Source organism: Planctobacterium sp. AWM4_229, assembly GCF_056160305.1.
In genome coordinates this window covers 610,113-632,861 of record NZ_JBSWWX010000002.1, presented here as the reverse complement: position 1 = coordinate 632,861, position 22,749 = coordinate 610,113, and the positions used below count along the sequence as shown (strand labels likewise).

The following is a 22,749-nucleotide window of genomic DNA, read 5'->3' as shown; positions in this document are numbered from 1 at the left end:
AGGTACACAATGGACAAATTTATGGATGCGGCGATACAAGAAGCTGAAAAGGGAGTGGCCAATGGCGGTATTCCGATAGGTTCAGTGATCGTGCACAATGGCGAAATTATAGGTCGTGGCCATAATCAGCGAGTGCAGAAAGGCAGCTGTACATTGCACGGCGAAATGGACGCGTTAGAAAACGCTGGCCGACAGCCTGCAAGTGTTTATCAAAATAGTGTTTTGTATACAACGCTATCGCCATGTTCTATGTGTTCCGGCGCAATTTTACTTTATGGCATTCCTAAAGTGGTCATTGGTGAAAACAAAACCTTCATGGGCGAAGAGGAACTATTAAAGAGTCGAGGCGTTGAAGTCGTTGTGGTTGACGATGCTCGTTGTAGTAAACTGATGGATGACTTTATTGCTGCCAAACCTGAGCTCTGGAACGAAGACATCGGTGTTTAAACCGTTTAATAACCTTAAAAAATCCCATTAACAGAAAGCTCCTGAAAAGGAGCTTTTTTGTTTTTTCGTGAAAATCCCCTAAGAATGATCGTAATGCCCTTATTTACAGTGTCTGAATTTGATAGTAAGCACTTGCTGGGAGGGTTGGGTGCTGTACCAGTGTTTCAAAAAATTTAGTAGATTATTTGTATTTTTGATGTTGTTTAACATTTTTTTTTAAAACTAATTTGTTGCTATAATTCATTAAATTGGTATCAAAATGACAGATATCGTTGCTAAGTTGTAAGGTTGTGTTTGCGGTATGGTGTTTTGTAAATGCAGAAGATGAACTTTTACCTCGTTGGCGCCTAAAATCATCGATTTCATTTGAAAGTAATGTTTTGTGTTTTTTAGTCTTCCATTTTCTGTATTTAGCAGAAGCGCTAAAAAATTGAATTTGATTGAAAAAACAACAATTTAACAGTCACTTAAAGGTGTGTAAGTATTCACATACAGTTTTGTCCTGAAGTCTCATTCAATTGACGTGGATAAAAATCAGGATAATTGTTAAAAAATGCTCTGGTTACGGAGAAAATGTTTAATATAAACATGGCTTTATGGTGTTTTTAGTGGGGATATAAAAAATCCAGGCTTTTGCCTGGATTTTTATTTGTTAGAGATTAACTTGCTTTGAAAAGAATTAAAAACTCATAATTTGGTCGTTAAAATTCAATAAATTAGTTGTAAAATGCTGTTCGGTTACGCTTCTCTTGCTATCGCACGCCATGCAATGTCTTTGCGATAGTAAATATCTTCCCAATTGATGCAATTAACAAGTTGATAGGCGGCTTTTTGAGCGTCTGTAACAGAATTGCCGAGTGCAGTTGCACACAAAACACGCCCTCCGTTAGTGAGTATGCACTCACCTGATGTTTTGGTGCCTGCGTGAAATATTTTTCCCGGCAATGTTTCAGCTTGTTCAAAACCCGTGATCTCAAGTCCTTTTTGATACGCCTCTGGATAGCCCCCGGCTGCCAATACAACACCTACAGCTGCTTGTTGAGTAAAGCTGATTTCTGTGTTGTGTAAGTTGGAATCAAGAGCAGCCGTCACTAACTCCACCAGATCTGATTCAAGACGCAGCATTATAGGTTGAGTCTCCGGGTCACCGAATCGACAATTAAACTCGATAACTTTCGGGGCCCCTTCTCTGGTGATCATCAAACCAGCATATAAGAAACCCGTGTAAGGCATGCCATCTTTGATCATGCCTTTCATCGTTGGATTAATCACCTCATCCATGATGCGTTTGTGAACTTCGTCGGTAACGACGGGAGCAGGTGAGTAAGCACCCATACCACCCGTGTTCAATCCGGTATCACTTTCACCTACGCGTTTGTGATCTTGGCTGGTGGCAAAAGGAAGTGCAGTAGTACCATCGGCCATGACGATGAAACTTGCTTCTTCACCTTCAAGGAACTCTTCAATTACAACTCGTGAGCCAGCATCACCGAATTTATTATCAGCCAGCATATCCTGTATGGCATTAACGGCATGTTCTTCAGTTTCCGCCACAATAACGCCTTTTCCGGCTGCAAGTCCGTCGGCTTTTACTACTATGGGGGCACCTTGCTCTTTGACATAAGCTATAGCAGGTTCAATTTCTTCAAAGACGGCATACGCCGCAGTTGGAATGGCATGACGAGCAAGGAAATCTTTACTGAAGGATTTTGAGCCTTCAAGTTGTGCTGCTGCTTTACGGGGGCCGAAAATCTTCAACCCCTGTTGCTCAAACAGGTCAGTGATACCTAACACTAAAGGGGCTTCAGGACCCACAATTGTCATATCAATCTGGTTTTCCTGAGCAAAAGCCAATAAGGCATGAATGTCTTCTGCTGCAATATCGACGTTTTGACATTTTGCTTCTTGCGCGGTGCCTGCATTGCCCGGGGCCACAAATACAGTTTCAACTTTCGAAGATTGCGCTACTTTATATGAGAGAGCGTGTTCTCTGCCGCCTGCACCCACAACCAGTATTTTCATGTTAGTAGTCCTGCTGTTCTATGATTAGAATGAATAACTTGTATCACATAATTTAAGAAGGGTATCTACACAGCAAACAGACTCGATGTCCGGCTTTTGTTTAGCGGGATTTTAGTAAGCAAAGTGTAAAATTTATTGATACTAATATCATCACCAGATACCCAGCTGAATTCACCTATGGCGAAGGCGGCGAAGTATAACAGATAGGTCAGAGTTAAGCGAAAAATGAAACAGACGATAGCGGAATTGCAGCAACAATTTCATTCTAATGGTCAGGTGGAATGGATTGGGATCAGACCTAAAAGAAAAGACCCTATGATGGCACTTGAGCAGGATCACCTGGAGCCGGGTAAAGGATTATGCCGCGACCGTTTTAAAGGTTCAGAAAAAAGCCGACGGCAAGTCAGTATTATTCAAGCTGAGCATATAAACGCTGTGGCTAATATGTTAGGCAAATCTCGGCTGGCCCCAGAGCTGTTTCGGCGTAATATTGTGGTTTCTGGAATCAACTTGTTGGCACTCAAGAACGCTCGTTTTTATTTGGGAACCGCGCTTTTGGAGATGTCTGGTCTGTGTCACCCCTGTTCTCGTATGGAGGAAACGCTGGGCAAAGGTGGCTATAACCTCATGCGTGGGCATGGTGGCATTTTAGCCCGAGTAATTTCCCCCGGAGAAGTGCATTTGGGAGATAGCTTGCGTTATGAAGAGTCTTTGTGATGATTTTCGGCTACCTTTCAAACAAGTGCAACACAGTAATGGAAGCGCTGTGAAGCTCCCGAAGGGCGGGGCCTAAAAGCATTTATGCAGCGTCAAATTGTATCGACGTGAGAACAACCATGCCATCTCCAATTTACCTTGCCTAAATCCTTTTATTCTCCCGCTGAAGTCGAGTATCTTGAGGTAGTTTGGTTATAAGAGTGATAAACTAATGGGGTGTTTGTAGTTTGTATCGGAATCGACATTGGAAAGAGTAATTAAGATCGCCACCCGAAAAAGCGCTTTAGCTCTGTGGCAAGCAGAAAACGTGAAAATGCTGCTGGAAACAGCGCACCCAGGCTTGCAGGTAGAATTGCTGCCTATGGTGACTAAAGGGGATCAAATATTAGATTCGCCGCTTTCTAAAGTGGGTGGCAAAGGCTTGTTCATTAAAGAGCTAGAAGTTGCCATGATGGAAGGCAGAGCCGATATTGCAGTGCATTCAATGAAAGACGTGCCAATGGCTTTTCCTGAAGGCTTTGATATCCACGCCATTTGTGAACGAGAAGATCCCAGCGATGCACTAGTGTCCCATAACTGTACAAGTCTGAATGCGTTACCGGAGGGGGCTGTGGTGGGCACTTCTAGCCTGAGAAGACAATGTCAGTTGCAACACTTCAGACCTGACCTTCGCATTAAAGATCTGCGTGGTAATGTGAATACGCGACTACAAAAGCTTGATGACGGCCTCTACGATGCCATCATTTTGGCGAGTGCTGGCTTGATTAGACTTGGTATGGCACCGCGAATTCAGCAATCTATTCCATTTGACCTGAGTTTACCCGCGGTGGGCCAAGGTGCTGTTGGTATTGAGTGCCGCAATGATGACAAAGAACTCATTGCTTTACTGGCACCGTTAAATCACGCTGCAACGGCTACCTTGGTTTGTGCCGAGCGCGCAATGAATACTCGTCTTGAAGGGGGATGTCAGGTACCGATTGCGGGACATGCACAATTTGTTGATGGAGAAATTCATTTAAAAGGCTTGGTGGGAAGTCCATCAGGTGAACAGATACTGTTTGCGGCTGCTTCTTGCACGGATCCAGAACAACTGGGCGTAGCCGTCGCAGAGCAATTGTTGTCTCAAGGGGCAGCTGAACTTTTGGCTGCACTGCATTAAGTTTGTATGTCTAACTGTGTTCTCGTAATAAAAGCTCAAGTTAATTCGGAGTTTGCTGAACAGTTTAACCGGGCGGGTTATTCGCTTATCGTTGCACCCGTAATGACAATCCGCCCTCTATCTTATCCCCCCGTGTATGTAAAACACTGTTTAGCTGATAGTGACATTATTATCTGCCTTAGTCAGAATGCGGTTAAGCAGTTGTATTATTATCAAGGGCAGCTTAACCATCAGGCTGAGGTCTGGGCGGTGGGTGAGCAAACCGCCAGAAAACTAACTCGTTATCTCGGTGAGGTTAATTCGCCGTCGATTGAGACCAGTGAAGGTTTGTGGCAGTGCCTGGAAGATAAAATCAACAGTGGAATGCGGGTTACTTTTATCAAAGGGCTTGGCGGCCGAGATAGTTTGATGAATAAGTTAACGGAGAAAGGTGCTCGCGTAACGCAATTAAATCTCTATCAAAGGCTGGAAAATATCAGCCAGCGAGCGCAAATACTAAAATCAATAGAGGTGAATCAGGCGAATACTGCTATCATCGGAAGTAAAGATTTATTGGAAATCGCAATAACATGGTGGCCTGAAAGCTTACCTCTAAAACGGATAATAGTGCCCAGTGAAAGAGTTGCTCTGCGTGCTCATCAGTTGGGACTGAACCGTGTAACCGTGGCCGATGGGGCCACTGCAGATCGTTATCTTGCGGTATTGCAGGACAGGAAAAGTGCATGACTGACGCAAAACAAAATAATGATACGTCTGAATCAGAGGACGATAATCCACAAGCCAATGCCACAGAGAAAGTTGAGGCTTCCGCTGCTATTGGAACTGAGCACAGCACCAGTTCTGTCGGAAGCAGTGTCCATCGCAAGTCTCAGCGAAAATTAAATCGCGCCCAGAAAATTGAACCCAACAAAACTAAACGTCGCACTAATCCCTTGATTGGTTTTTTAGTGGGGCTCAACACGGTTATTATGCTTGTTGCTATCGGTGCGGGATTTTGGGGATGGCAATATTGGCAAGGTTGGCAAGAGCAACAATTAGCCTGGCAAGCAGAGCAGCAGCAAGGGCTAAATCAGTCCTTAAATACGCAGTTAGATAACTTAGCGCGCAATCTACAAATTGAATTGAGTCAGAGGATCACCGCAGTCCAGGAGTCGGAGCAACAGCTAAGCAGTGAGTTTCGCCAATTACAAGATGAAGTGACGCAACAATTATCCGGTGCAGAGCAAGATCTGGATATGGCCGAGGTGGCTTACCTGGTGCGCATGGCGGCGCGCAAAGTGAATGTGGAAAAGCAGGTTAATAGTGCCATTCATCTGTTGCAAGAAGCCGATAAACAACTTGCGCAGCAAGAAGATTTAAACAACACCTCCCTCAGGGAACGTATTGCACTGGATATTCGCAATCTCAGGGAGTTTCGTCCGCAAGATAAGTTCGACAAGGCATTTTTGATTGGTGGTATGCTCAATACGGTGCCCGCTTTAAAATTTCCTGCGCCAGAGCAGTATTTTTCTTCGCAGCTCAATGAACCAACAAGTGATCCTGCTGATTGGTGGCAGAATCTGAAAACCCTTTGGCACAATCTTGTGGATGATTTTCTCACTGTTGAAAAGCTAGAAAACCCCATTACACCTTATCTCAATCAACAGCAGCAACTGTTGATTCGAAATGCGCTTAGTTATGATTTGCTCGCTATGAGACACGCCCTGTTGGAGGCTGACGAAACTCTATTCAAACAGCTGGTGGAACAGGCGAACGCCCGGACGGCGCAATTTGAGCAAAGTGATATCACCACACAGCTTATGCAGAAGGACCTTGAGCAATTAATGCAGATGACGTTCCCTAAAAATGTCGAATTGAAATTACTTTCTCTGGACTATCTTGTAAATAGTGGGGCTGGGCAATGACAAGGACCCTCACGCTTATCTTTGTATTGCTGTTGTTATTGGCTTTTGGTTTGATGTTTAGCCCTGTGCTGGCTGAAAACAAAGGTTATGTCTTGATCACGGTTGCTGGCTGGAAAGTGGAAATGACCCTGGTGTCGGCATTGATAATTGCCGGGCTGGTGGCATTTGGCTGGTGGTTGGTTTTTAAGGTCTTGCGCACCTTTACCGCGATGGGCAGTTGGTCCTGGCACTGGTTTGCTGATTTTGGCAAAAACAGACAGCAGCTCAACTTTGAAAAGGGTTTGATAGCTTTGCTTTCTATGGATTTTGATAATGCCGAGAAGCATCTGCAAAAAGTGAATCTGGACCATCAAAATGGCGTTGTACCACTGCTATTGTCTCATTGTGCTGCACAGCGCAACGATGAAGAAGCGCAAAAGCAAGCACTGCAACAAGCGCAAAAATTTGTGAAAACCAAAGAGGCCGCAAATTTGTTGTTGGCCAGATTCTTTCAAACCCATAATGATCCCAAAGCTGCCGTAGAGTTACTGCAAGATTCGGAGCATAAGATGGCACTGGAGTTGAAACTCAAAGCCATGGCCCGTGATGGTAGTTGGCAGCAAGTAAATGAACTATTAGACAGCAATAAGAAGAAACTGGATAAAGCGCAGTTTAATCAATGGAAGCGTGAAGCCAGTGTTGGACTGCTCAGTGAGAAAGCCAGCAAAGAGGGGGCGGAAGTCTTATTGCAATATTGGCAGTCTTTACCCGGCAAAACTAAAAAAGACGTATCTAATCAATATGCTTTTGTCCTTCAGTTGATTGATCAAAATTATCATCAAAAAGCCGAAGAGTTTTTGGTTCAATTTCAATCCCGTAACATGATCCCTGAGCTTTTACCGCTATTCCGCAAACTCAAATTGCGCCAGCCTCTGGCAAGCAAACAAAAACTCGAAGCTTGGTTAAAGCAAGATGAAAATGACGCTGAGTTACTTTCGACATTGGGGGAACTGTCCTACAATAGCGGAGATACTTTGTTAGCTGAGAAAGTATTGCAGAAAGCGATAAAACTGCGCAATAACCTACATGACGTGCAAATGTTAGCAAAGGTAAAAGAAGCGAAAAATGATAAGGACCAAGCGTTACAGCTCTACAAACAGGTAACGGAATCGCAAACCCATTAAGCGATGGATAATTATTAACACCTTAGTCTAATAGGCACAGCGGCAACCATTAAATAAAATGGCACGACTTATGTCGTGTTAACAAGCGAATGCGAGGGTCTTCAGATCTTCGTGATAAAGAGTGATTGAATCCCGGTCCCATGGTGAACGTACAACAAAATCTTAAAATAAGACTTAAGTCCGTGCTCAGGTACAACAAGTTACGTACTGAGCGGGCTATTGCCTTGTTACCTGAAAAAAAGCGTCCACTATTTCATGTTCTGCCGTTTTTATTGCATATCAATCATAAGGACTTCCCCGGATTTATTGATGATGAGCATATTCCGTTTGGTCTGATTAACTACAATTTTAAAGACCTGTTGAAGCAATCAATCATTGAGTTATTCCCCGACAACCAAACCCTCATCGAAGAGCAGATTAGGGACTTTTGGCCAAAGAAACGGGCGATAGACTCAGTACTATTGATGGGCAGTATAGGCTCCATCGGTCAGTCAACTAAATCCGATTTTGATTATTGGGTTTGCATTGACGGTAATCGCTTTAGTGCCCGCGAAAAAAAACTATTGCAACAAAAACTGATATTGGTAGAGCAATGGGCTGAAGAAGTGCACGATATGGAGGTGCACTTTTTTCTCTCAGAGATAGAAAAAGTTAAAAACAATGATTTTGGTGAAGCCAGTGGCGAGAGTGCCGGGTCGGCACAAGCGGTATTCCTGAAATCAGAATTTTATGCCACCAATATTATGATTGCAGGCAAAGTGCCCTTTTGGTGGTTAGTGCCAGAATCCACCACCGATGCACAGTACCAAAAGCTTTGGGAGATCATGCAAGCAGGTTCTGAGCCTGACCCCAAGTGGTTTATGGATCTGGGCAATGTTGAAAAACTGGTCAAAGCCGAGATCTTTGGTGCGGCAATATGGCAGATCAGCAAGGCCATGGATTCGCCTTTTAAATCCGTATTAAAAATGGCCAAACTTGAGGTATTTCTGGAGAACATCGGTACAGAACGGCCTTTGTGTAACATCCTCAAAAAGCGGGTTCATTTTTATGAGCGCTTTAATCAGGATCCTTGCTCAGTGGATCCCTATGCCATGATGTTTGATCAACTCCTTGAGCACTATACAAAGGTGGGCAATGAGGATGTTGTAGAGTTACTGAAAAAGTGCCTTTACATTAAAAGTGAGTGCCAACTATCAGGGGCGAATGCGATTCAGGAAAAAACCTTTAAAACAAATATTATTAAGGGTTATGTAGAGGCCTGGAACTGGAGCCCCGGCAAGTTACAGCACCTGGATAACATCAAAAATTGGGATTTCTCGGCGGTATCGTCTCTGGGTCAGCAAATACATAATTTCTTAATCGGTTGTTACAGGCGTCTTTCATCTAAAATTCAGCAGCAAGAACAGCTGGTTAAAATTGAAGATTCCACCGTTATCGGTCGAAAACTGGATTCTTTCTATACTAAAAAAGACGGCAAAATCGTTTACTTGAAACGTGCCTTTGACGAGGGATTGTTGCTTTCTGATATTACTATCAAGGCTGAATTAGATCTGAGTTCGCCGGGTAAGAAGCGTTGGTCTGTTTACCGAGGTGAAATACATCATTGGGATGACAAGGAAGTGGCTTCTTGCTTGCTCAAGGAGAGTAATGACCCAATGGATCTGGTATTGTGGTGCGTATTCAATCGCATTATTGATACTCGTACCAATATCCTAGTGACGCGTAATTGTGAGCCTATCAGGGAAGAATCCTTGATCAAGTTTGTTAAACAGCTCGAAGAAATGTTTCCACCTATTCGCATCTCGGATATTCCCCGCAATAAACTATTAGCGCCTTCGCGCATTACTCGCTGCTTAACGGTAATCAATTTTGAAAGTTGGCCTAATGTAGCGGATTTACAAACGGTGCGTACTGCCTATCAAACCAGTTGGGGAGAGTTATACAGTGTGGCAGGTTTTGAAGCGCTTGAAGATTTGCGACGGGATCTGTTTCACGCCCGCCGCAAACCAGAAATTTTTGTCAAGACTCATGACAGCCCCCACAAGAACCGCATCTTTGAGGAATTCAAAGAGCGCACTCAGATGGATTTTGAGAATCTGATATAAAAAAGCCGAGATATTATCTCGGCTTGTTTTTATACTTCCTCTGTCAGTTCTGTCGGCCCCGTATCTTTACTGTGCACTCGACTGCAACCGTGTAAGGTGTGGAAACGGCGAGTCGTGGTGAGTCTCAAGTATTTACGCCACAGACGCTCTGCAATCGTTGCAGGCTCTCGCATGGAAATACACATGTCTACAAAGGCCTCTTCCACCTGATTTTGCGGCTCCGCAATGCCCTGTTCAAGCTTTGACAGCCGTGCTCCCAATGTTGCCAGGAGTCGAGCCTCGTTAATGGAAAAGTCACCACTTTTGCCAAATCCATAAGGGAAATTGAGCTGGTCTCTGAAGGGTTCAGAGATCACAAAACCTTGTTCTAATTGCATGTTAGACCACCTTGAATCAAACCGACATTGGTTACTTCCAGAGTATGAATTCAGATGTTTTTTGAGTACAACAAATAGAATTTATCGTGACGATGAAAGGCGCTTATGGTTGTGGATTGCAGTGGCGTTTAATCAGCCAGGTATTATGTTGTACTAAGGCATCAATGGCTTAGTGCACCTCATCGTCCTTTAATAAACTGCAGGTACAGTTGTAGGGTGCCTAAAACATAAATGGAATTGAATGACCTGTCCGGGGGGGTAACCCTCAGATATTTCACGTAAAGTTGCACACCTGTGAAAAATGGGATTAACTGGTACATCAATGAGTTAGGGGAAGTTATTTGGACTGCCATTTGTCCTTTTCCACCACCGTGGTTTCAATCAGGCCGTATATTTTTGTAAGGAAAGTGTTTTGATTCGGATTCTTTTGTTAGTCAGTTTTTTTACCTGTATGGCGTCAGCCGTTGGTCAGACTCCTTCTGTGAAAGTGCTCGATTTTTATCCTGCCTGTGACTACAAGGTCATTGACACTGTCACGGTAAAGCAGCGCCTTGGTAGTAAGTTTGAATATCCAAAAATAAAAGAGTTGAACGAGGCTACAGAGGTTTTAATTGAAAAAGTTAAGGCGCAAGCTGTCGACGTCGGCGCAGATAGCATTGCAATTATCGATAAAACTATTTTTGATCACGAACAAGCAAATAAAGGTACTCTGCGGGGTTATGTGCAGCTTACTGCACAGCTATTCAACCATTGTGATGAGCAAAGTGATGTAAAACGGAAAAGAACGCCATACGATGCAAATGGGACTCGCCAAATGGCGCTTAAAACACAAACGCTATCAACAGAACTTAAGATTGAGACGGTTGTTAAATTTGGCGGTAGCAAAACTGCACGGCCAGCGCTTTCGCCGATGCAATTAACCACCGAAAATAGCTTTTACGATATGAATATTGGAGCCAGTTATGAAGACGTCATAACTAAATTAGGAACGCCGACTTCAGAGTTTCTTTTAGTGGGAGATAAGAAGGTAATCTCCTATGGTCGACGACTATGGTTGGTTTTTGAAGAGCAATCCCTCGTTTACGTTACCAACCAGAATCATTGGCTTTCCACTGAAATCGTCAATATGTTTGAATTTGATGAGCGAATAGCGGACCAGAATTGGTTGGTATATGACGAATTCAAAAAGGGTTTGGGATTGACTAGTGACGAATTGAACCGCCTTGGTGAAAAAACATCTTCTGACAGAGTTCTTCTCAGTTCTACTGCAGGAGATGAATCTGTCTACCTGTTGTTTGAAAGTCAGGAGCATAAAACAACTGACCTGCCAACTCATAAGATAACAGGTTTTGGTTTTGGAGCTGAAAATAAACGACCTTGGACTTATTCGATAAAACAGTCGCCGGATAATGCTGATATTTATCAAAATTTGGATGAGTTGATCAAAAAGAAAGCTGCCGCTTATGAACCTGTTCATCAACAAGACATTGAGGCGAGCCCGATTTTAGTCGCCCTGAATCAAAACCAGGAAAAACTCTTGGTGATAAATAATCAACTGGTATTAGAGTTTGATAACCAATCATTGTCCAATATCCACATGATTGAGAGTGTACTTAGTAAGGCGAGTAGAGATGAATCTGCTGGTTGGGAATTCGCCGGAATTCGTCAAGGCCAATCAAAAGAAGCCATTAGAAATCATTTTGGGGCCAAAGTCTTTGAAATGGGAAACACCTGGGAAGTCGCGCATGAAGGTTTTACCCAGGAAGTTTATTTTTATGAACTTGACGGTAAGAGTCGAGCACTTGCTAGTTTAGTTTCAATCTATTAATGCAAAAAATATAGCTATTGTCAGCGGGAGAAATGAACGGTCAATTGGCGCACCCGAGAGGATTCGAACCTCTGACCTCTGCCTCCGGAGGGCAGCGCTCTATCCAGCTGAGCTACGGGTGCATAAATTGTGCTTGTGAGTATGCTGTACGAGCATTTAATCACAGTTGTAGAGTGAAATACTGGGGATTTTGAGAATAGTTTGACGCATAAAAGTCATCATAAACACATCCCTGATGATCGTCACCCAGTCTCGACGTCCTGTCTCGCCGTTCATCACTCCTCGTCTTCTTCGAAGACCGTTCTTCACCCAGCTGAGCTACGGGCGCTGAACCGGGGCGTAATAATACGGATCTCCACTACTTCAGGCAACCGCTTTGTCGGTATTCCAACAAGAAAAGCGAATTAGCGAGGCATAATAACCAGATTCCGGTTGTCGCGGCGCGTTAACTGGCTATAATCGTTACAGTTTAATAAATATCGGTCTACGACAGTAACTGCGGAACAAGAGAAATGAAGAAACTGCTAACCCTGATTTTATCCACCTGTCTTTTTGTATCAGTGGCACACGGTGCTAAAAAGGATACTGATGAAGAGATTATTGAGCGCATCAAGCCGGTCGGCAGTGTTCATGTTGCAGGTGCTGCTGCTGAATCAGCGGCTGCTGCAGGGCCTCGCTCTGGTGCGGATATCTACAACGGTGCTTGTGTTGCCTGTCATGCCAGCGGCGTATTAGGTGCACCTAAAAAAGGTGATGCAGCTGCATGGCAAGCGCGTATTGATGAGAAAACTTTTGATACTGTATGGCAAAACGCCATCAATGGTATCGGTGGAATGCCGCCAATGGGAACCTGTGGCAATTGCTCCAACGATGACATCAAAGCTGCTATCGAATTTATGATGGAATAATTGTCGGGATGATTTTGATTGCTCCTTTCAAAAAGTAGCAACTAAGTATAAAACTTATTCCAAATATTCTAAGAAAAGACCACCTCAAAGGTGGTCTTTTTGTTAATGATACGTTATTTTTAGCAGCGACTTTCTGACAAATAATTATAAATACAATTTTAGCTGTGTGTGATGGAACAAGAAAATCAGGCTGGCGTACTGTCTGAGGATGAATTGCGGGAGTTAGTACCGCAGCTTCAAAAGGTGACTGAGAAGTACAAACGCGCCGAAGCCATTCAAAAAGCGTTATTCGATATTTCCGAGCTGTCTAGCTCGGTTAGCGAATTGTCGCGCCTGTATTCTGCCGTTCACGACATTATTGCCAGCTTTATGCATGCTCGAAATTTTTATGTCGCCTTTTATGACGATACTGAGAGCATGGTGGATTTTGTTTATTTCGTGGATGAGTTCGACGAGCTCACCATGAATGAAATGCCAGCCGAAAAACTCAAAGACGGCTTCACAGGTTATGTTTTACAAACCGGTAATCACCTGTTCCTCACCAAAGAAAACTACGACGATATAGTAAAAGAAATTGGTATCAGTAAACTGGGAACACGCCCGGTAGATTGGATTGGTGTGCCCCTTAAACGCGGTCAACGTATTATTGGTGTGATGGCGGTACAAAGCTACGATGATGCGGTGCGCTATACGGATGATGATCTGGATATTTTGTTGTTTGTGTCGCAACACATTGTCACCACAGTAGACAGAGTTAAAACTCGCGAATTAACCGAAAAAATCATTCGCCAGCGCACTAAGCAATTGCGAGATATAAACAACGAGCTGCAAGAAGAAATAAAAGAGCGGCAAAAGATTGAATCTTTGCAACAGGCACTGTTTGAAATATCCGAGTTATCCGCCACTATGGAAGGCGATATTCCCGATTTCTATGCCAATTTGCACGACATATTGGCGCGCCTGATTCACGCGCCTAACCTGTATATTGCTACGCTGGACAAAGAGCGCCAGATTTTGCGCTTCCCCTATTTTAGTGATCAAAAAAATAAAGCGGCGACACCCAGGCCATTAGGTATAGGTCTTACCGAATATGTATTGAATCACGGTCGGGCCGAACTTATCGATGCTGAGCGTGCCAAAACGTTAGCAGAAGCGGGGCACTTATGCTCTGAGGTTGCCGGTCGCATGCATGCCAGCAAAAACTCTTGGATAGGTGCACCACTGATCGTCGATGGTGAAGTTTCCGGTGTTATTGGTATTCAGGCTTACAATGACGATTACACCTACGGTTTTAAAGATCTGGAGTTATTGCGCTTTGTCTCTCACCACATAGCGGTGGCGCTGGAACGTAAAAAAGCAGCAGAAGCCATTCATGCCTATAACAACGAGCTAACGGTACGGGTTAAAGAGCGGACTCAAGAGCTGGATGAAACCAACGCCCACCTCAAAAAGCAAATTGAAGAGCGTAAACAAATTGAGTTGAAACTGATCCATGACGCACACCACGATGCGTTGACCGGTTTACCCAATCGCACTATGTTCATGAATCGCCTTGAACTGGCATTAGCCAATAAGCAGCGCTTTCCCGAAAACAAGTTTGCGTTATTGTTTATTGACTTAGACCGCTTCAAACTAATTAACGACACTCTTGGCCACCATGCTGGCGACAGCTTTTTGATTGAAGTGAGCCTGCGGGTTGATCAATGTATACGCGGTCACGATTTATTGGCCCGCTTAGGTGGAGATGAATTTGTGATCTTGCTGGACAACTTCGATGACGATGAAGACGTCGAAGAGGTGTCTCAGCGCATATTAGAAACCTTGAGCAAACCTTTTTGTCTTGATGGTTCTGAAATGTATTCTGGCGGCAGTATCGGTATTGCTTACATTGAAAGCTGGTATCAAAGTGCGGATGAAATTATCCGCGATGCTGACTCAGCCATGTACCAGGCCAAATCATTAGGCCGTGGCCGTTACGTTATGTTCGACCAAAGCATGCGGGAAAAACTGCTGGAAGAGTTAGAGCTGGAAAATGAATTCCGACGCACACTGAAGTTAAAAGCGTTTGACTGCCATTATCAGCCAGTTATCCATTTGGGCAGCAGTGAAACCATTTATCACGAATGTTATGTGCGCTGGGTGCATTCCACTATCGGTAGCGTAAAGAAGGACCAATTCCTGCGCATCATCGAGCACAGTGGCATGATTATGGAAATGGACCACTTTATGCTGGAGAAGGCCTGTCAAATTCTCAAGGGAGAAGAAGATGCGCCATTTGTTTCTCCCAAGGATAAAGTCGCTATTAATCTCTCCGTTAATCATTTGATGCAGGCATCATTGGTGAATCAACTCATCGAGACAGTCATGGCCAGTGGTATTTCACCGGAACGGTTAGTGATCGAAATCGACGAAAGTTTACTGAGTAGAAAGTCTCAACAAGTTTTGCAATCCATTAAAATGTTGAAAAATGCTGGGGTAACACTGGTGCTAGACAATTTTGGCAATGGCTTGGCTTCGCTCAACTATTTGTGTTCATATCCATTTGATTACGTGAAGTTTGATCGCAAGTTTGTGCGTTCACTACCTGCTTCCGAGCAAAACCTTAAGCTGATCCAATCAGTGCAGCAAATCTCACAACATTTTGGTTTTCAGTTGATTGCTGAAGGCATTGAAAATACCGCTCAATGTGAGGCCTTGGTGAGCATCGGTTGTGAGCTTGGGCAAGGTTCATTTTTAACTGAAAGCCAAAAGGAACTGGCCTCTTCAGGGGATTTATCCGAAAAAAAAATTGATGAAGACGAGAAAGTTATTCCTTTAACGGCATAACCGTAACATCCATTATCTAACGCAGCATATCTCTTAAATTCGCAATACCCACTTCGCCTTTTTTCTGCTTTTCTTCTTTACTGGCTGGTGGCTTTTTGTTTTCCCACACTACATCATCAACGGGCAGTTCAAACAGGAACCGGCTGGGCTCCGGGTTGCTGACTTCGCCGAACTGACGGCGCTCTTTGGCGAGTGAGAATATTAATTCTTGTTGCGCGCGGGTAATGCCAACGTACGCCAGTCGGCGTTCTTCCTCGACATTGTCTTCATCGATACTGCTTTGGTGAGGCAATAATCCTTCTTCCATCCCCACCATAAAGACATAAGGAAACTCCAGACCTTTAGAGGCGTGTAAGGTCATGAGTTGTACGGCGTCACTGGCGTCTTCCTCTTCACTCTTTTCCATCATGTCTCGTAAGATAAGTCGGTTGACGACTTCTACTAAGGTCATGGGGGGCTCGCTTTCATTGCCTTCCAACATACCTTGAACCCATCCGTACAGGGTGCTGATATTCGCTAGCGTCATTTCTGCGGCTTTAGGGGATGCGCTGGTTTCATAAACCCACTCTTCGTATTTGGCACCTTTGATCAGGTCTCGTAACGCAGCATTAGTGTCACCGCGTTCGGCGTTGTCTGCTAACTCCACTATCCAGCGGCCAAAGTTTTGTACTGCCATCAACGACTTGCCACTGAGAATGTGCTGCAGGTGCGGTGAGACAGTCGCTTCGAATAGAGATATATGTTCCTGATTAGCAAAGTTGCCCAGTTTTTCTAATGTGGCGCGGCCAATGCCTCTGGTGGGAGTGTTGATTACGCGTAACAAAGCGGTGTCGTCATCCTGGTTCACCAACAAGCGCAGGTAGGCCATGATGTCTTTGATTTCAGTACGTCCGAAAAATGACATACCACCGCTGATCTTGTAGGGAATGCGGTTGAGCATTAAAGACTTTTCGAAGGGGCGTGACTGGTGATTGCCGCGATACAAAATGGCGTAGTCTTTGTAACTGGTACGATTCATAAACTTGTGCGACATTAATTCTGCCACTACTCGTTCTACTTCGTGATCTTCGTTTTTACACTCAAGCACTTTCAGCTCTTCACCGTAACTGAGCTCTGAGAACAATCGTTTGTCAAAATCATGGGGATTGTTTTGAATGAGAATATTGGCGCAGTGCAGTATGCGTCCAGAAGAACGATAGTTCTGCTCTAGCATGATCACCCGTAAATTAGGGTAATGCTCTTTCAGTAACACCAGGTTTTGTGGCTTCGCACCACGCCAGGAGTAAATGGACTGATCGTCATCACCCACCACCGTGAATCGGGCGCGTTCTCCCACCAACAGTCGCACTAATTCGTATTGACTGGTATTGGTATCCTGATACTCATCCACCAACATGTAGCGAATTTTGTTTTGCCACTTTTGTCTCACTCGTTCGTTTTGCTGCAATAGCAAGGTAGGCAGCAATATCAAATCATCAAAATCCAGAGCGTTGTAGGCTTGTAAGTGTTGTTGATAACGCAAATAAACTTGCGCAAATTCTTTTTCACCACTGGAACTGACTTGTTTTAACAGTTGCTCTGGCGTGATGAGGTCGTTTTTCCAGTTAGAGATACAGCTTTGTAACAGTGACAGCTGCTCTTTGTCACCATCAATGGTGTCTTCCGTGAGATCTTTTAATAAAGCAATAGTGTCCTTATCATCAAACAAGGAAAAGCCCGGCTTGATATTCAGGGCTTTGGTTTCCGATTTGATAATACTCAAACCTAAGGTGTGAAAGGTGGATACTTTCAAGCCTCGCGCTTCGGTTTTCCCCAGCGTCTGGCCAACTCGCTCCTTCATTTCCCGTGCGGCTTTATTGGTAAAGGTTACGGCGGCTATATAACGTGCAGGCACATCACATTCCCTAACCAGATAGGCTATTTTGTTGGTGATTACACGTGTCTTACCACTGCCAGCGCCAGCCAATACCAGGCAGGGGCCAGAGATGTATTTTACAGCATCGTCTTGTTGTGGGTTGAGTTTCATAAGATTCGCTTTGTTAAAACACCGGGAAAATCAGGGCGGCTGATTTTACACGAGAAGATAAAAATAATCTGTGTAAAGCATCACAAAAAGTTGAGATGCGCTAGAATTGGCCCCACACTGAGGTTAAACCGCTATTATATCAGGATGCAATAACATGGTAATCGACCCCAAAAAGCTAGAAGAAATCGCCAATAAAGTGGTAGACAGTATCCCGCCGGGGGTCAAACAAATGGCTGAAGGTGTTGATGCCAAGGTAAAACAGGCCTTGCAATATCAGTTGAGCCGGCTGGACTTTGTTTCGCGCGAAGAATTTGATGTGCAAACCTCGGTATTGCAACGCACCAGAGAAAAGCTGATTGCGTTGGAAGCACGTCTTGATGAATTGGAGAAAGCCAACACTACGGACAGTGCAGAAAATAAAGGCGCTCAGACCATTGAGGCTAACGATAAGTAGCTTAAACTGCTCTTGGCAAGCTATAACCAAAGCGCTCCCGGTAGTTCTTTGGCGATAATTGGGTGTGGCTGGTAAATAGCTTGCGAAACGAAGCAACATCTTCATAACCTACCTTCAATACAATTTGCTCCACCGGCAAATTAGTGGACTCCAGGTAGTGCTTGGCTTTTTCTATCCGAATTTTCTGCAGGTAATTAAGTGGTGTTTCACCACAAGCATTTTTAAACCGGCGAATAAGGGTGCGTTTACTCACCGCAAACTGCTCACAGATAGCGTCCAGAGAAAAAGGTTCAGCGTAGTGAGCCATCATCCAGGCTTGCACTCGCTCAACTACGGCGTCGTGTTTGTTGATAATAAAGGCGGTATCAATGAAAGGTTGTTGTGACAAACGCTGTTTATCCAAGAGCAACAATTTTGACATTTGGGTGGCAAAGATATCATTTGTCATCTTTTCCAGCATGGCCATACAAACACTAAAATAAGAGGTTGTGGCACCACCAGTGATAAGGTTTTGGTGCTCAACCACTAATTCGTCCATTTTAAGATCCACTTCGGGAAAGTGTTCTGCGAACAGATTTTTCATCCACCATACCGTAGTGGCGGGTGCACCATTGAGAATTCCTGTTCTTGCTAAACCAAATGTGCCCGTGCAATAGCTTGCGATAACTTTGCCTTGCTGATGCTCTTGTTTAATTACTGCAGAGATACAGTCGCAACTATTGAGATAAGCTTCCATGTGGGCACGGTTGTGGGCAAAGATAGACACCAGAAAAACGGCATCACCAGGTTTATACTCACTGATATTTCGTGCCTGTATGCTGATCCCGGTATCACTTTTTATTTCATTGCCTTGCGTTGTGTATATCTGGCAGTGAAACAGCTTCTCTTCGCAATCGGGGTGCAGGTAGCGCCAGAAGATATTACAAAACTCCATAAAATCCACTATGCCCGTGAGGCTGGAGATAACGCAATTAGGTGTCGCGATAATATTGATGGTTTGCATAAATTCAGCTCTCTCAAGTATAAAGTGGCAATAAAGGCATCTATATTGTCATTATTGCCACTTATCTGACGGATTGCAACTGGATATTATATGTACAACTTCAAAGAGGAGAGCAAACCATGAAACGTTTATTAAAATTGCCTGTTATTATGCTGACGCTGGTTATTGGTTGGACACTGATGATCTGGATGCAATGGAACCTGAACCAGGAAGCTTCTGTTAATTTGGTTGCCATGCCGTTAATGATGTTGGTAATGGCATTTTTAGCCGCCCTTGCGGCTCAGGGCTCTGATGGTACAAACCATTGAGTTACATGATAACAATGAAAAGAAGTTAATCAGCTCAGTGGGTTCTGAGCTGATTATATAGCTTTCGGCAGTGGCTATTAAAACACGCCGTTGAGATCCGACAGGAAGAACTTATAGGCCGGATTTTCGCTTTGATCTTCAAAGTAATAACCCAGCTTTTCCAGGTGTTGATCAAAGGTTTTTCTTTGAGCTTCTGGTACGTCAAACCCCGCTAATACTAAACCTTCAGCCGCACCGTGATTGCGATAGTGAAACAGCGTGATATTCCATTGCTCACCCAAGGTGGTTAAAAAGTTAAGTAAAGCCCCCGGTTGCTCAGGAAACTCAAAAGAGTAAAGTCGCTCATTTAAAAGCGAAGGTGGCCTGCCTCCCACCATGTATCTGACATGTAATTTAGCAATCTCATTGTCAGACATATCAAACCACTTGTAGTCTTGCTGATCCAGCTTGTCGGTGATCTCTTTATATTCATCTTTACCGCGGCGCAGTTTGATGCCAACAAAGATATGTGCGGTTTTACCGGTAGAAAAGCGATAATTGAATTCCGTAATGGCCTGTTTTCCGAGAATATCGCAGAACTCTTTAAAGGCTCCTTTTCGCTCCGGAATTCTAACGGCAAACACGGCTTCTTTTTGCTCGCCCAGTTCACAGCGTTCTGAGACATAGCGCAAGGTGTGAAAGTTTATGTTCGCGCCACACAAAATCCCGGCTAACTTTTGATTCTTGACATCGTTTTCAAGAACATATTTTCTTATACCAGCAATCGACAGCGCACCAGCGGGCTCTGCGATAACCCGGGTATCTTCAAAGATTTCTTTGATAGCTGCGCAAATTTCATCGCTATTAACAGTGATCACTTCATCCACGAAACGCTCACACAAACGAAAGGTTTCTTGCCCCATGGTCTTTACCGCAACCCCGTCAGCAAATATCCCGACAGAGGGCAGTGTCACGGGTTTGCCAGCGTCAAGCGCTGCTTTAAAGCATGAAGAATCTTCAGCTTCAACTGCGACAATTTTAATGTTCGGTTTCAGCTGTTTGATGAATACTGCAATACCCGCCGCCAAACCACCACCACCAACAGCGATGAACAGAGTGTCCAGATGGGGATTTTGCTCTAGTAACTCCCGAGCGATAGTGCCTTGTCCGGCAATAACGTCTGGAGTATCAAAAGGTGGGATCATGGTATAGCCATACTCTGCAGCCAGCCGCTTCGCTTCATCGCTGGCAGCGTCAAAGCTGGTACCGTGCAAAATAATGTTGACCCAGTCGCCACCGAAGGAACGCACCGCCTCAACTTTGATATCTGGCGTGGTTTCCGGCATCACGATCGTGGCACGAATTTTTTTCTTGAATGCCGAATAGGCAACGCCCTGAGCGTGATTTCCGGCTGATGCGGCGATCACGCCTTTTTGCAGCGCCTCATCGCCTAACTGTGATATACAGTTGTAAGCGCCGCGCAGTTTAAAGGATTTAACCGGCTGCTGGTCTTCACGCTTTAACCAGACTTCATTGCCCATGGCCTGTGACAGGCGTTGCATATACTGTAAATCGGTATTCTTAGCTACGTCATAAACAGGAGACAGCAGTACTTTGCGCAAATACTCGCTGTCGGAAACCAAGTTGTTTTTATCTGTCATACGCCTAGCCTTTCAGCTTGGAGACATCGCGAACTGCGCCTTTGTCTGCACTGGTGGCCATGGCGGCAAATACTTTTAAGGCGTTTGAGACTGAGCGTTCTCTATTAACTGGTTGCCAGGGTTTTTCTGATGCTTCCATTTCGCTGCGACGTTTTGCCATCTCGGTTTCGCTGATATCGACATTAATGGTGCGATTAGGAATATCGATGATGATGGTATCGCCTTCCTGTACCAGGCCAATGCCGCCACCGCTGGCCGCTTCAGGTGAACAATGACCAATGGACAGACCTGACGTACCACCGGAAAAGCGACCGTCGGTGATCAAAGCACAAGCTTTGCCCAAGCCCTTGGACTTTAGGTATGACGTGGGATATAGCATTTCCTGCATACCCGGACCGCCTTTCGGGCCTTCATAACGGATGATGACGGTATCTCCGGCGACAACCTCATCATTTAATATGGCATCAACAGCAGCATCCTGGCTTTCATAGATTCGGGCACGACCGGTAAACTTCCAGATGGACTCATCAACCCCAGCCGTTTTTACGATACAACCATCTTCAGCAATATTGCCGAATAACACCGCTAATCCGCCTTCCTGGCTGTAGGCATGTTCGATACTTCGGATACAACCATTTTCCCTGTCGGTATCCGGCTCAGGGTAACGACAATCTTGACTGAATGCCTGCGTAGTACGGATGCCTGCCGGGCCGGCAGAATAGAAAGTAAGTGCTTGCTTGTTATCAGAATTAACGATATCCCAGTTAGCAATTACTTCGCCAACGGTGCTTCCTAAGACGTGATTACAATCGGAATGCAACAAGTTACCACGCTCCAGTTCAGCTAAAATTCCCAGCACGCCTCCGGCTCTGTGCACGTCTTCCATGTGATATTTGTTGGTGGCGGGTGCCACTTTGGATAAATGGGGAACCTTGCGTGACAGGCGATCAATATCATTCATGGTGAAGGGGATGTTGCCTTCAATCGCAGCAGCCAATAAATGCAAGATAGTATTGGTGGAGCCGCCCATGGCGATATCCAGGCTCATGGCGTTCTCAAAGGCATTGAAGTTGGCTATATTGCGCGGCAACATGTTTTCGTTGTCTTGTTCGTAATAGGCTTTGCACATGGCAACAATTTGATGCCCGGCCTGGATAAACAGTTTTTCCCGATCAGCGTGGGTGGCCAACAAAGAACCATTGCCGGGTAGTGACAAGCCCAATGCTTCTGTAAGACAGTTCATAGAATTAGCCGTGAACATACCCGAGCAAGAACCGCAGGTGGGGCAGGCCGAACGTTCGATTTGTGCGGTTTCTTCATCAGAAACTTTATCATCGGCGGCAGCCACCATGGCGTCTACCAAATCCAACTTGATGATTTGGTCCGAAAGCTTAGTTTTGCCGGCCTCCATAGGGCCACCGGAAACAAATATAGTCGGAATATTGAGGCGCATTGCGGCGTTTAACATTCCTGGCGTGATCTTGTCACAATTTGATATACAAACAATGGCATCGGCGCAATGGGCGTTGACCATGTACTCTACTGAGTCGGAGATCAGATCCCGCGAGGGCAAACTGTAAAGCATACCGTCATGGCCCATGGCAATACCATCATCTACCGCAATAGTATTGAATTCTTTAGCAACTCCCCCTGCGGCTTCGACTGCTCTGGCAACCAGTTGCCCCAAATCTTTGAGGTGCACATGGCCTGGAACAAATTGGGTGAACGAGTTGGCAATCGCAATAATGGGTTTACCAAAGTCATTGTCTTTCATTCCCGTGGCGCGCCAGAGGGCTCTGGCACCTGCCATATTTCTACCATGAGTGGTGGTTGCTGAACGCAGTCGTTTTGGCATTTTTACT

18 protein-coding genes and 1 tRNA gene are annotated in these 22,749 nt (G+C 44.7%); 12 read left to right on the top strand and 7 right to left on the bottom strand.

Annotated elements, in window-relative coordinates:
* The first annotated feature begins 9 nt into the window (after window positions 1–9).
* On the top strand, window positions 10–447 hold the full coding sequence (locus ACXAGP_RS05765) for a nucleoside deaminase (protein WP_475260117.1): 438 nt from the start codon (window positions 10–12) through the stop codon (window positions 445–447).
* A 738-nt stretch (window positions 448–1,185) separates the two neighbouring features.
* Here the strand turns inward: ACXAGP_RS05765 and purD are convergent.
* Entirely contained in the window at window positions 1,186–2,469 is a 1,284-nt protein-coding gene (gene purD / locus ACXAGP_RS05760) for a phosphoribosylamine--glycine ligase (protein WP_475260115.1), read from the bottom strand.
* 225 nt (window positions 2,470–2,694) lie between these two features.
* On the opposite strand from purD, the gene ACXAGP_RS05755 reads away from it, so the two are divergent.
* From ACXAGP_RS05755 to ACXAGP_RS05730, 6 genes are all read left to right on the top strand, one after another.
* Window positions 2,695–3,186: an MOSC domain-containing protein gene (locus ACXAGP_RS05755; RefSeq protein ID WP_475260114.1), complete on the top strand. Its 492-nt coding sequence runs from the start codon at window positions 2,695–2,697 to the stop codon at window positions 3,184–3,186.
* A gap of 244 nt (window positions 3,187–3,430) precedes the next feature.
* A complete protein-coding gene (gene hemC, locus ACXAGP_RS05750; protein WP_475260113.1) occupies window positions 3,431–4,345 on the top strand; it encodes a hydroxymethylbilane synthase in 915 nt (304 codons plus the stop codon).
* A gap of 6 nt (window positions 4,346–4,351) precedes the next feature.
* On the top strand, window positions 4,352–5,071 hold the full coding sequence (locus ACXAGP_RS05745; protein WP_475260112.1) for a uroporphyrinogen-III synthase: 720 nt from the start codon (window positions 4,352–4,354) through the stop codon (window positions 5,069–5,071).
* Window positions 5,068–6,249 (top strand): uroporphyrinogen-III C-methyltransferase, encoded by a 1,182-nt coding sequence (locus ACXAGP_RS05740; RefSeq protein WP_475260110.1) that lies wholly within the window; start codon window positions 5,068–5,070, stop codon window positions 6,247–6,249. The genes ACXAGP_RS05745 and ACXAGP_RS05740 overlap by 4 nt, the downstream gene beginning before the upstream one ends.
* A complete protein-coding gene (locus tag ACXAGP_RS05735) occupies window positions 6,246–7,412 on the top strand; it encodes a heme biosynthesis HemY N-terminal domain-containing protein (protein ID WP_475260108.1) in 1,167 nt (388 codons plus the stop codon). Before ACXAGP_RS05740 ends, ACXAGP_RS05735 begins: the two co-directional genes overlap by 4 nt.
* A 125-nt stretch (window positions 7,413–7,537) precedes the next feature.
* Window positions 7,538–9,517, top strand: coding sequence for a class I adenylate cyclase (locus tag ACXAGP_RS05730; protein WP_475260107.1), 1,980 nt, complete (start codon window positions 7,538–7,540; stop codon window positions 9,515–9,517).
* A 29-nt stretch (window positions 9,518–9,546) separates the two neighbouring features.
* Here the strand turns inward: ACXAGP_RS05730 and ACXAGP_RS05725 are convergent, their stop codons facing one another.
* Window positions 9,547–9,894: a MaoP family protein gene (locus ACXAGP_RS05725; protein WP_475260106.1), complete on the bottom strand. Its 348-nt coding sequence runs from the start codon at window positions 9,892–9,894 to the stop codon at window positions 9,547–9,549.
* Window positions 9,895–10,306: 412 nt separating this feature from the next.
* On the opposite strand from ACXAGP_RS05725, the gene ACXAGP_RS05720 reads away from it, so the two are divergent.
* On the top strand, window positions 10,307–11,722 hold the full coding sequence (locus tag ACXAGP_RS05720; protein WP_475260105.1) for a hypothetical protein: 1,416 nt from the start codon (window positions 10,307–10,309) through the stop codon (window positions 11,720–11,722).
* A 45-nt stretch (window positions 11,723–11,767) separates the two neighbouring features.
* Here the strand turns inward: ACXAGP_RS05720 and ACXAGP_RS05715 are convergent.
* A tRNA-Arg gene (locus ACXAGP_RS05715) sits at window positions 11,768–11,844 on the bottom strand.
* Between the two features lie 390 nt (window positions 11,845–12,234).
* Between ACXAGP_RS05715 and ACXAGP_RS05710 the strand changes: the two genes are divergently transcribed.
* Window positions 12,235–12,630 carry a c-type cytochrome gene (locus ACXAGP_RS05710; RefSeq protein ID WP_475260104.1) on the top strand — a complete coding sequence of 132 codons (396 nt, stop codon included), beginning with the start codon at window positions 12,235–12,237 and terminating at the stop codon, window positions 12,628–12,630.
* Between the two features lie 171 nt (window positions 12,631–12,801).
* On the top strand, window positions 12,802–15,456 hold the full coding sequence (locus ACXAGP_RS05705) for a bifunctional diguanylate cyclase/phosphodiesterase (protein ID WP_475260103.1): 2,655 nt from the start codon (window positions 12,802–12,804) through the stop codon (window positions 15,454–15,456).
* A 16-nt stretch (window positions 15,457–15,472) separates the two neighbouring features.
* On the opposite strand, the gene rep is transcribed toward ACXAGP_RS05705, so the two are convergent.
* Window positions 15,473–17,482: a DNA helicase Rep gene (gene rep, locus ACXAGP_RS05700; RefSeq protein ID WP_475260101.1), complete on the bottom strand. Its 2,010-nt coding sequence runs from the start codon at window positions 17,480–17,482 to the stop codon at window positions 15,473–15,475.
* Between the two features lie 154 nt (window positions 17,483–17,636).
* Here rep and ubiK point away from each other — a divergent pair, with 154 nt between their 5' ends.
* A complete protein-coding gene (gene ubiK / locus ACXAGP_RS05695; RefSeq protein WP_475260100.1) occupies window positions 17,637–17,936 on the top strand; it encodes a ubiquinone biosynthesis accessory factor UbiK in 300 nt (99 codons plus the stop codon).
* 1 nt (window position 17,937) lies between these two features.
* Here the strand turns inward: ubiK and ACXAGP_RS05690 are convergent, their stop codons facing one another.
* Window positions 17,938–18,939: a GlxA family transcriptional regulator gene (locus ACXAGP_RS05690; RefSeq protein WP_475260099.1), complete on the bottom strand. Its 1,002-nt coding sequence runs from the start codon at window positions 18,937–18,939 to the stop codon at window positions 17,938–17,940.
* 119 nt (window positions 18,940–19,058) lie between these two features.
* Here ACXAGP_RS05690 and ACXAGP_RS05685 point away from each other — a divergent pair, with 119 nt between their 5' ends.
* The gene (locus ACXAGP_RS05685) at window positions 19,059–19,247 is read left to right on the top strand and encodes a hypothetical protein (protein WP_475260098.1); all 189 of its coding nucleotides are present in this window, start codon (window positions 19,059–19,061) and stop codon (window positions 19,245–19,247) included.
* 77 nt (window positions 19,248–19,324) lie between these two features.
* Here the strand turns inward: ACXAGP_RS05685 and ilvA are convergent, their stop codons facing one another.
* Window positions 19,325–20,887, bottom strand: a complete 1,563-nt coding sequence (gene ilvA, locus ACXAGP_RS05680) for a threonine ammonia-lyase, biosynthetic (protein WP_475260096.1) — start codon at window positions 20,885–20,887, stop codon at window positions 19,325–19,327.
* A gap of 4 nt (window positions 20,888–20,891) precedes the next feature.
* On the bottom strand, window positions 20,892–22,742 hold the full coding sequence (ilvD, locus tag ACXAGP_RS05675; protein WP_475260095.1) for a dihydroxy-acid dehydratase: 1,851 nt from the start codon (window positions 22,740–22,742) through the stop codon (window positions 20,892–20,894).
* Between the last annotated feature and the right edge of the window lie 7 nt (window positions 22,743–22,749).

What these genes read in the sequence shown, in the direction of transcription:
- ACXAGP_RS05765 (WP_475260117.1), top strand. Translation starts at nt 10, where the DNA reads ATGGACAAATTTATGGATGCGGCGATACAAGAAGCTGAAAAGGGAGTG.
- purD (WP_475260115.1), bottom strand. Translation starts at nt 2,469, where the DNA reads ATGAAAATACTGGTTGTGGGTGCAGGCGGCAGAGAACACGCTCTCTCA.
- ACXAGP_RS05755 (WP_475260114.1), top strand. Translation starts at nt 2,695, where the DNA reads ATGAAACAGACGATAGCGGAATTGCAGCAACAATTTCATTCTAATGGT.
- ACXAGP_RS05745 (WP_475260112.1), top strand. Translation starts at nt 4,352, where the DNA reads ATGTCTAACTGTGTTCTCGTAATAAAAGCTCAAGTTAATTCGGAGTTT.
- ACXAGP_RS05740 (WP_475260110.1), top strand. Translation starts at nt 5,068, where the DNA reads ATGACTGACGCAAAACAAAATAATGATACGTCTGAATCAGAGGACGAT.
- ACXAGP_RS05735 (WP_475260108.1), top strand. Translation starts at nt 6,246, where the DNA reads ATGACAAGGACCCTCACGCTTATCTTTGTATTGCTGTTGTTATTGGCT.
- ACXAGP_RS05725 (WP_475260106.1), bottom strand. Translation starts at nt 9,894, where the DNA reads ATGCAATTAGAACAAGGTTTTGTGATCTCTGAACCCTTCAGAGACCAG.
- ACXAGP_RS05710 (WP_475260104.1), top strand. Translation starts at nt 12,235, where the DNA reads ATGAAGAAACTGCTAACCCTGATTTTATCCACCTGTCTTTTTGTATCA.
- ACXAGP_RS05705 (WP_475260103.1), top strand. Translation starts at nt 12,802, where the DNA reads ATGGAACAAGAAAATCAGGCTGGCGTACTGTCTGAGGATGAATTGCGG.
- rep (WP_475260101.1), bottom strand. Translation starts at nt 17,482, where the DNA reads ATGAAACTCAACCCACAACAAGACGATGCTGTAAAATACATCTCTGGC.
- ubiK (WP_475260100.1), top strand. Translation starts at nt 17,637, where the DNA reads ATGGTAATCGACCCCAAAAAGCTAGAAGAAATCGCCAATAAAGTGGTA.
- ACXAGP_RS05690 (WP_475260099.1), bottom strand. Translation starts at nt 18,939, where the DNA reads ATGCAAACCATCAATATTATCGCGACACCTAATTGCGTTATCTCCAGC.
- ACXAGP_RS05685 (WP_475260098.1), top strand. Translation starts at nt 19,059, where the DNA reads ATGAAACGTTTATTAAAATTGCCTGTTATTATGCTGACGCTGGTTATT.
- ilvA (WP_475260096.1), bottom strand. Translation starts at nt 20,887, where the DNA reads ATGACAGATAAAAACAACTTGGTTTCCGACAGCGAGTATTTGCGCAAA.
- ilvD (WP_475260095.1), bottom strand. Translation starts at nt 22,742, where the DNA reads ATGCCAAAACGACTGCGTTCAGCAACCACCACTCATGGTAGAAATATG.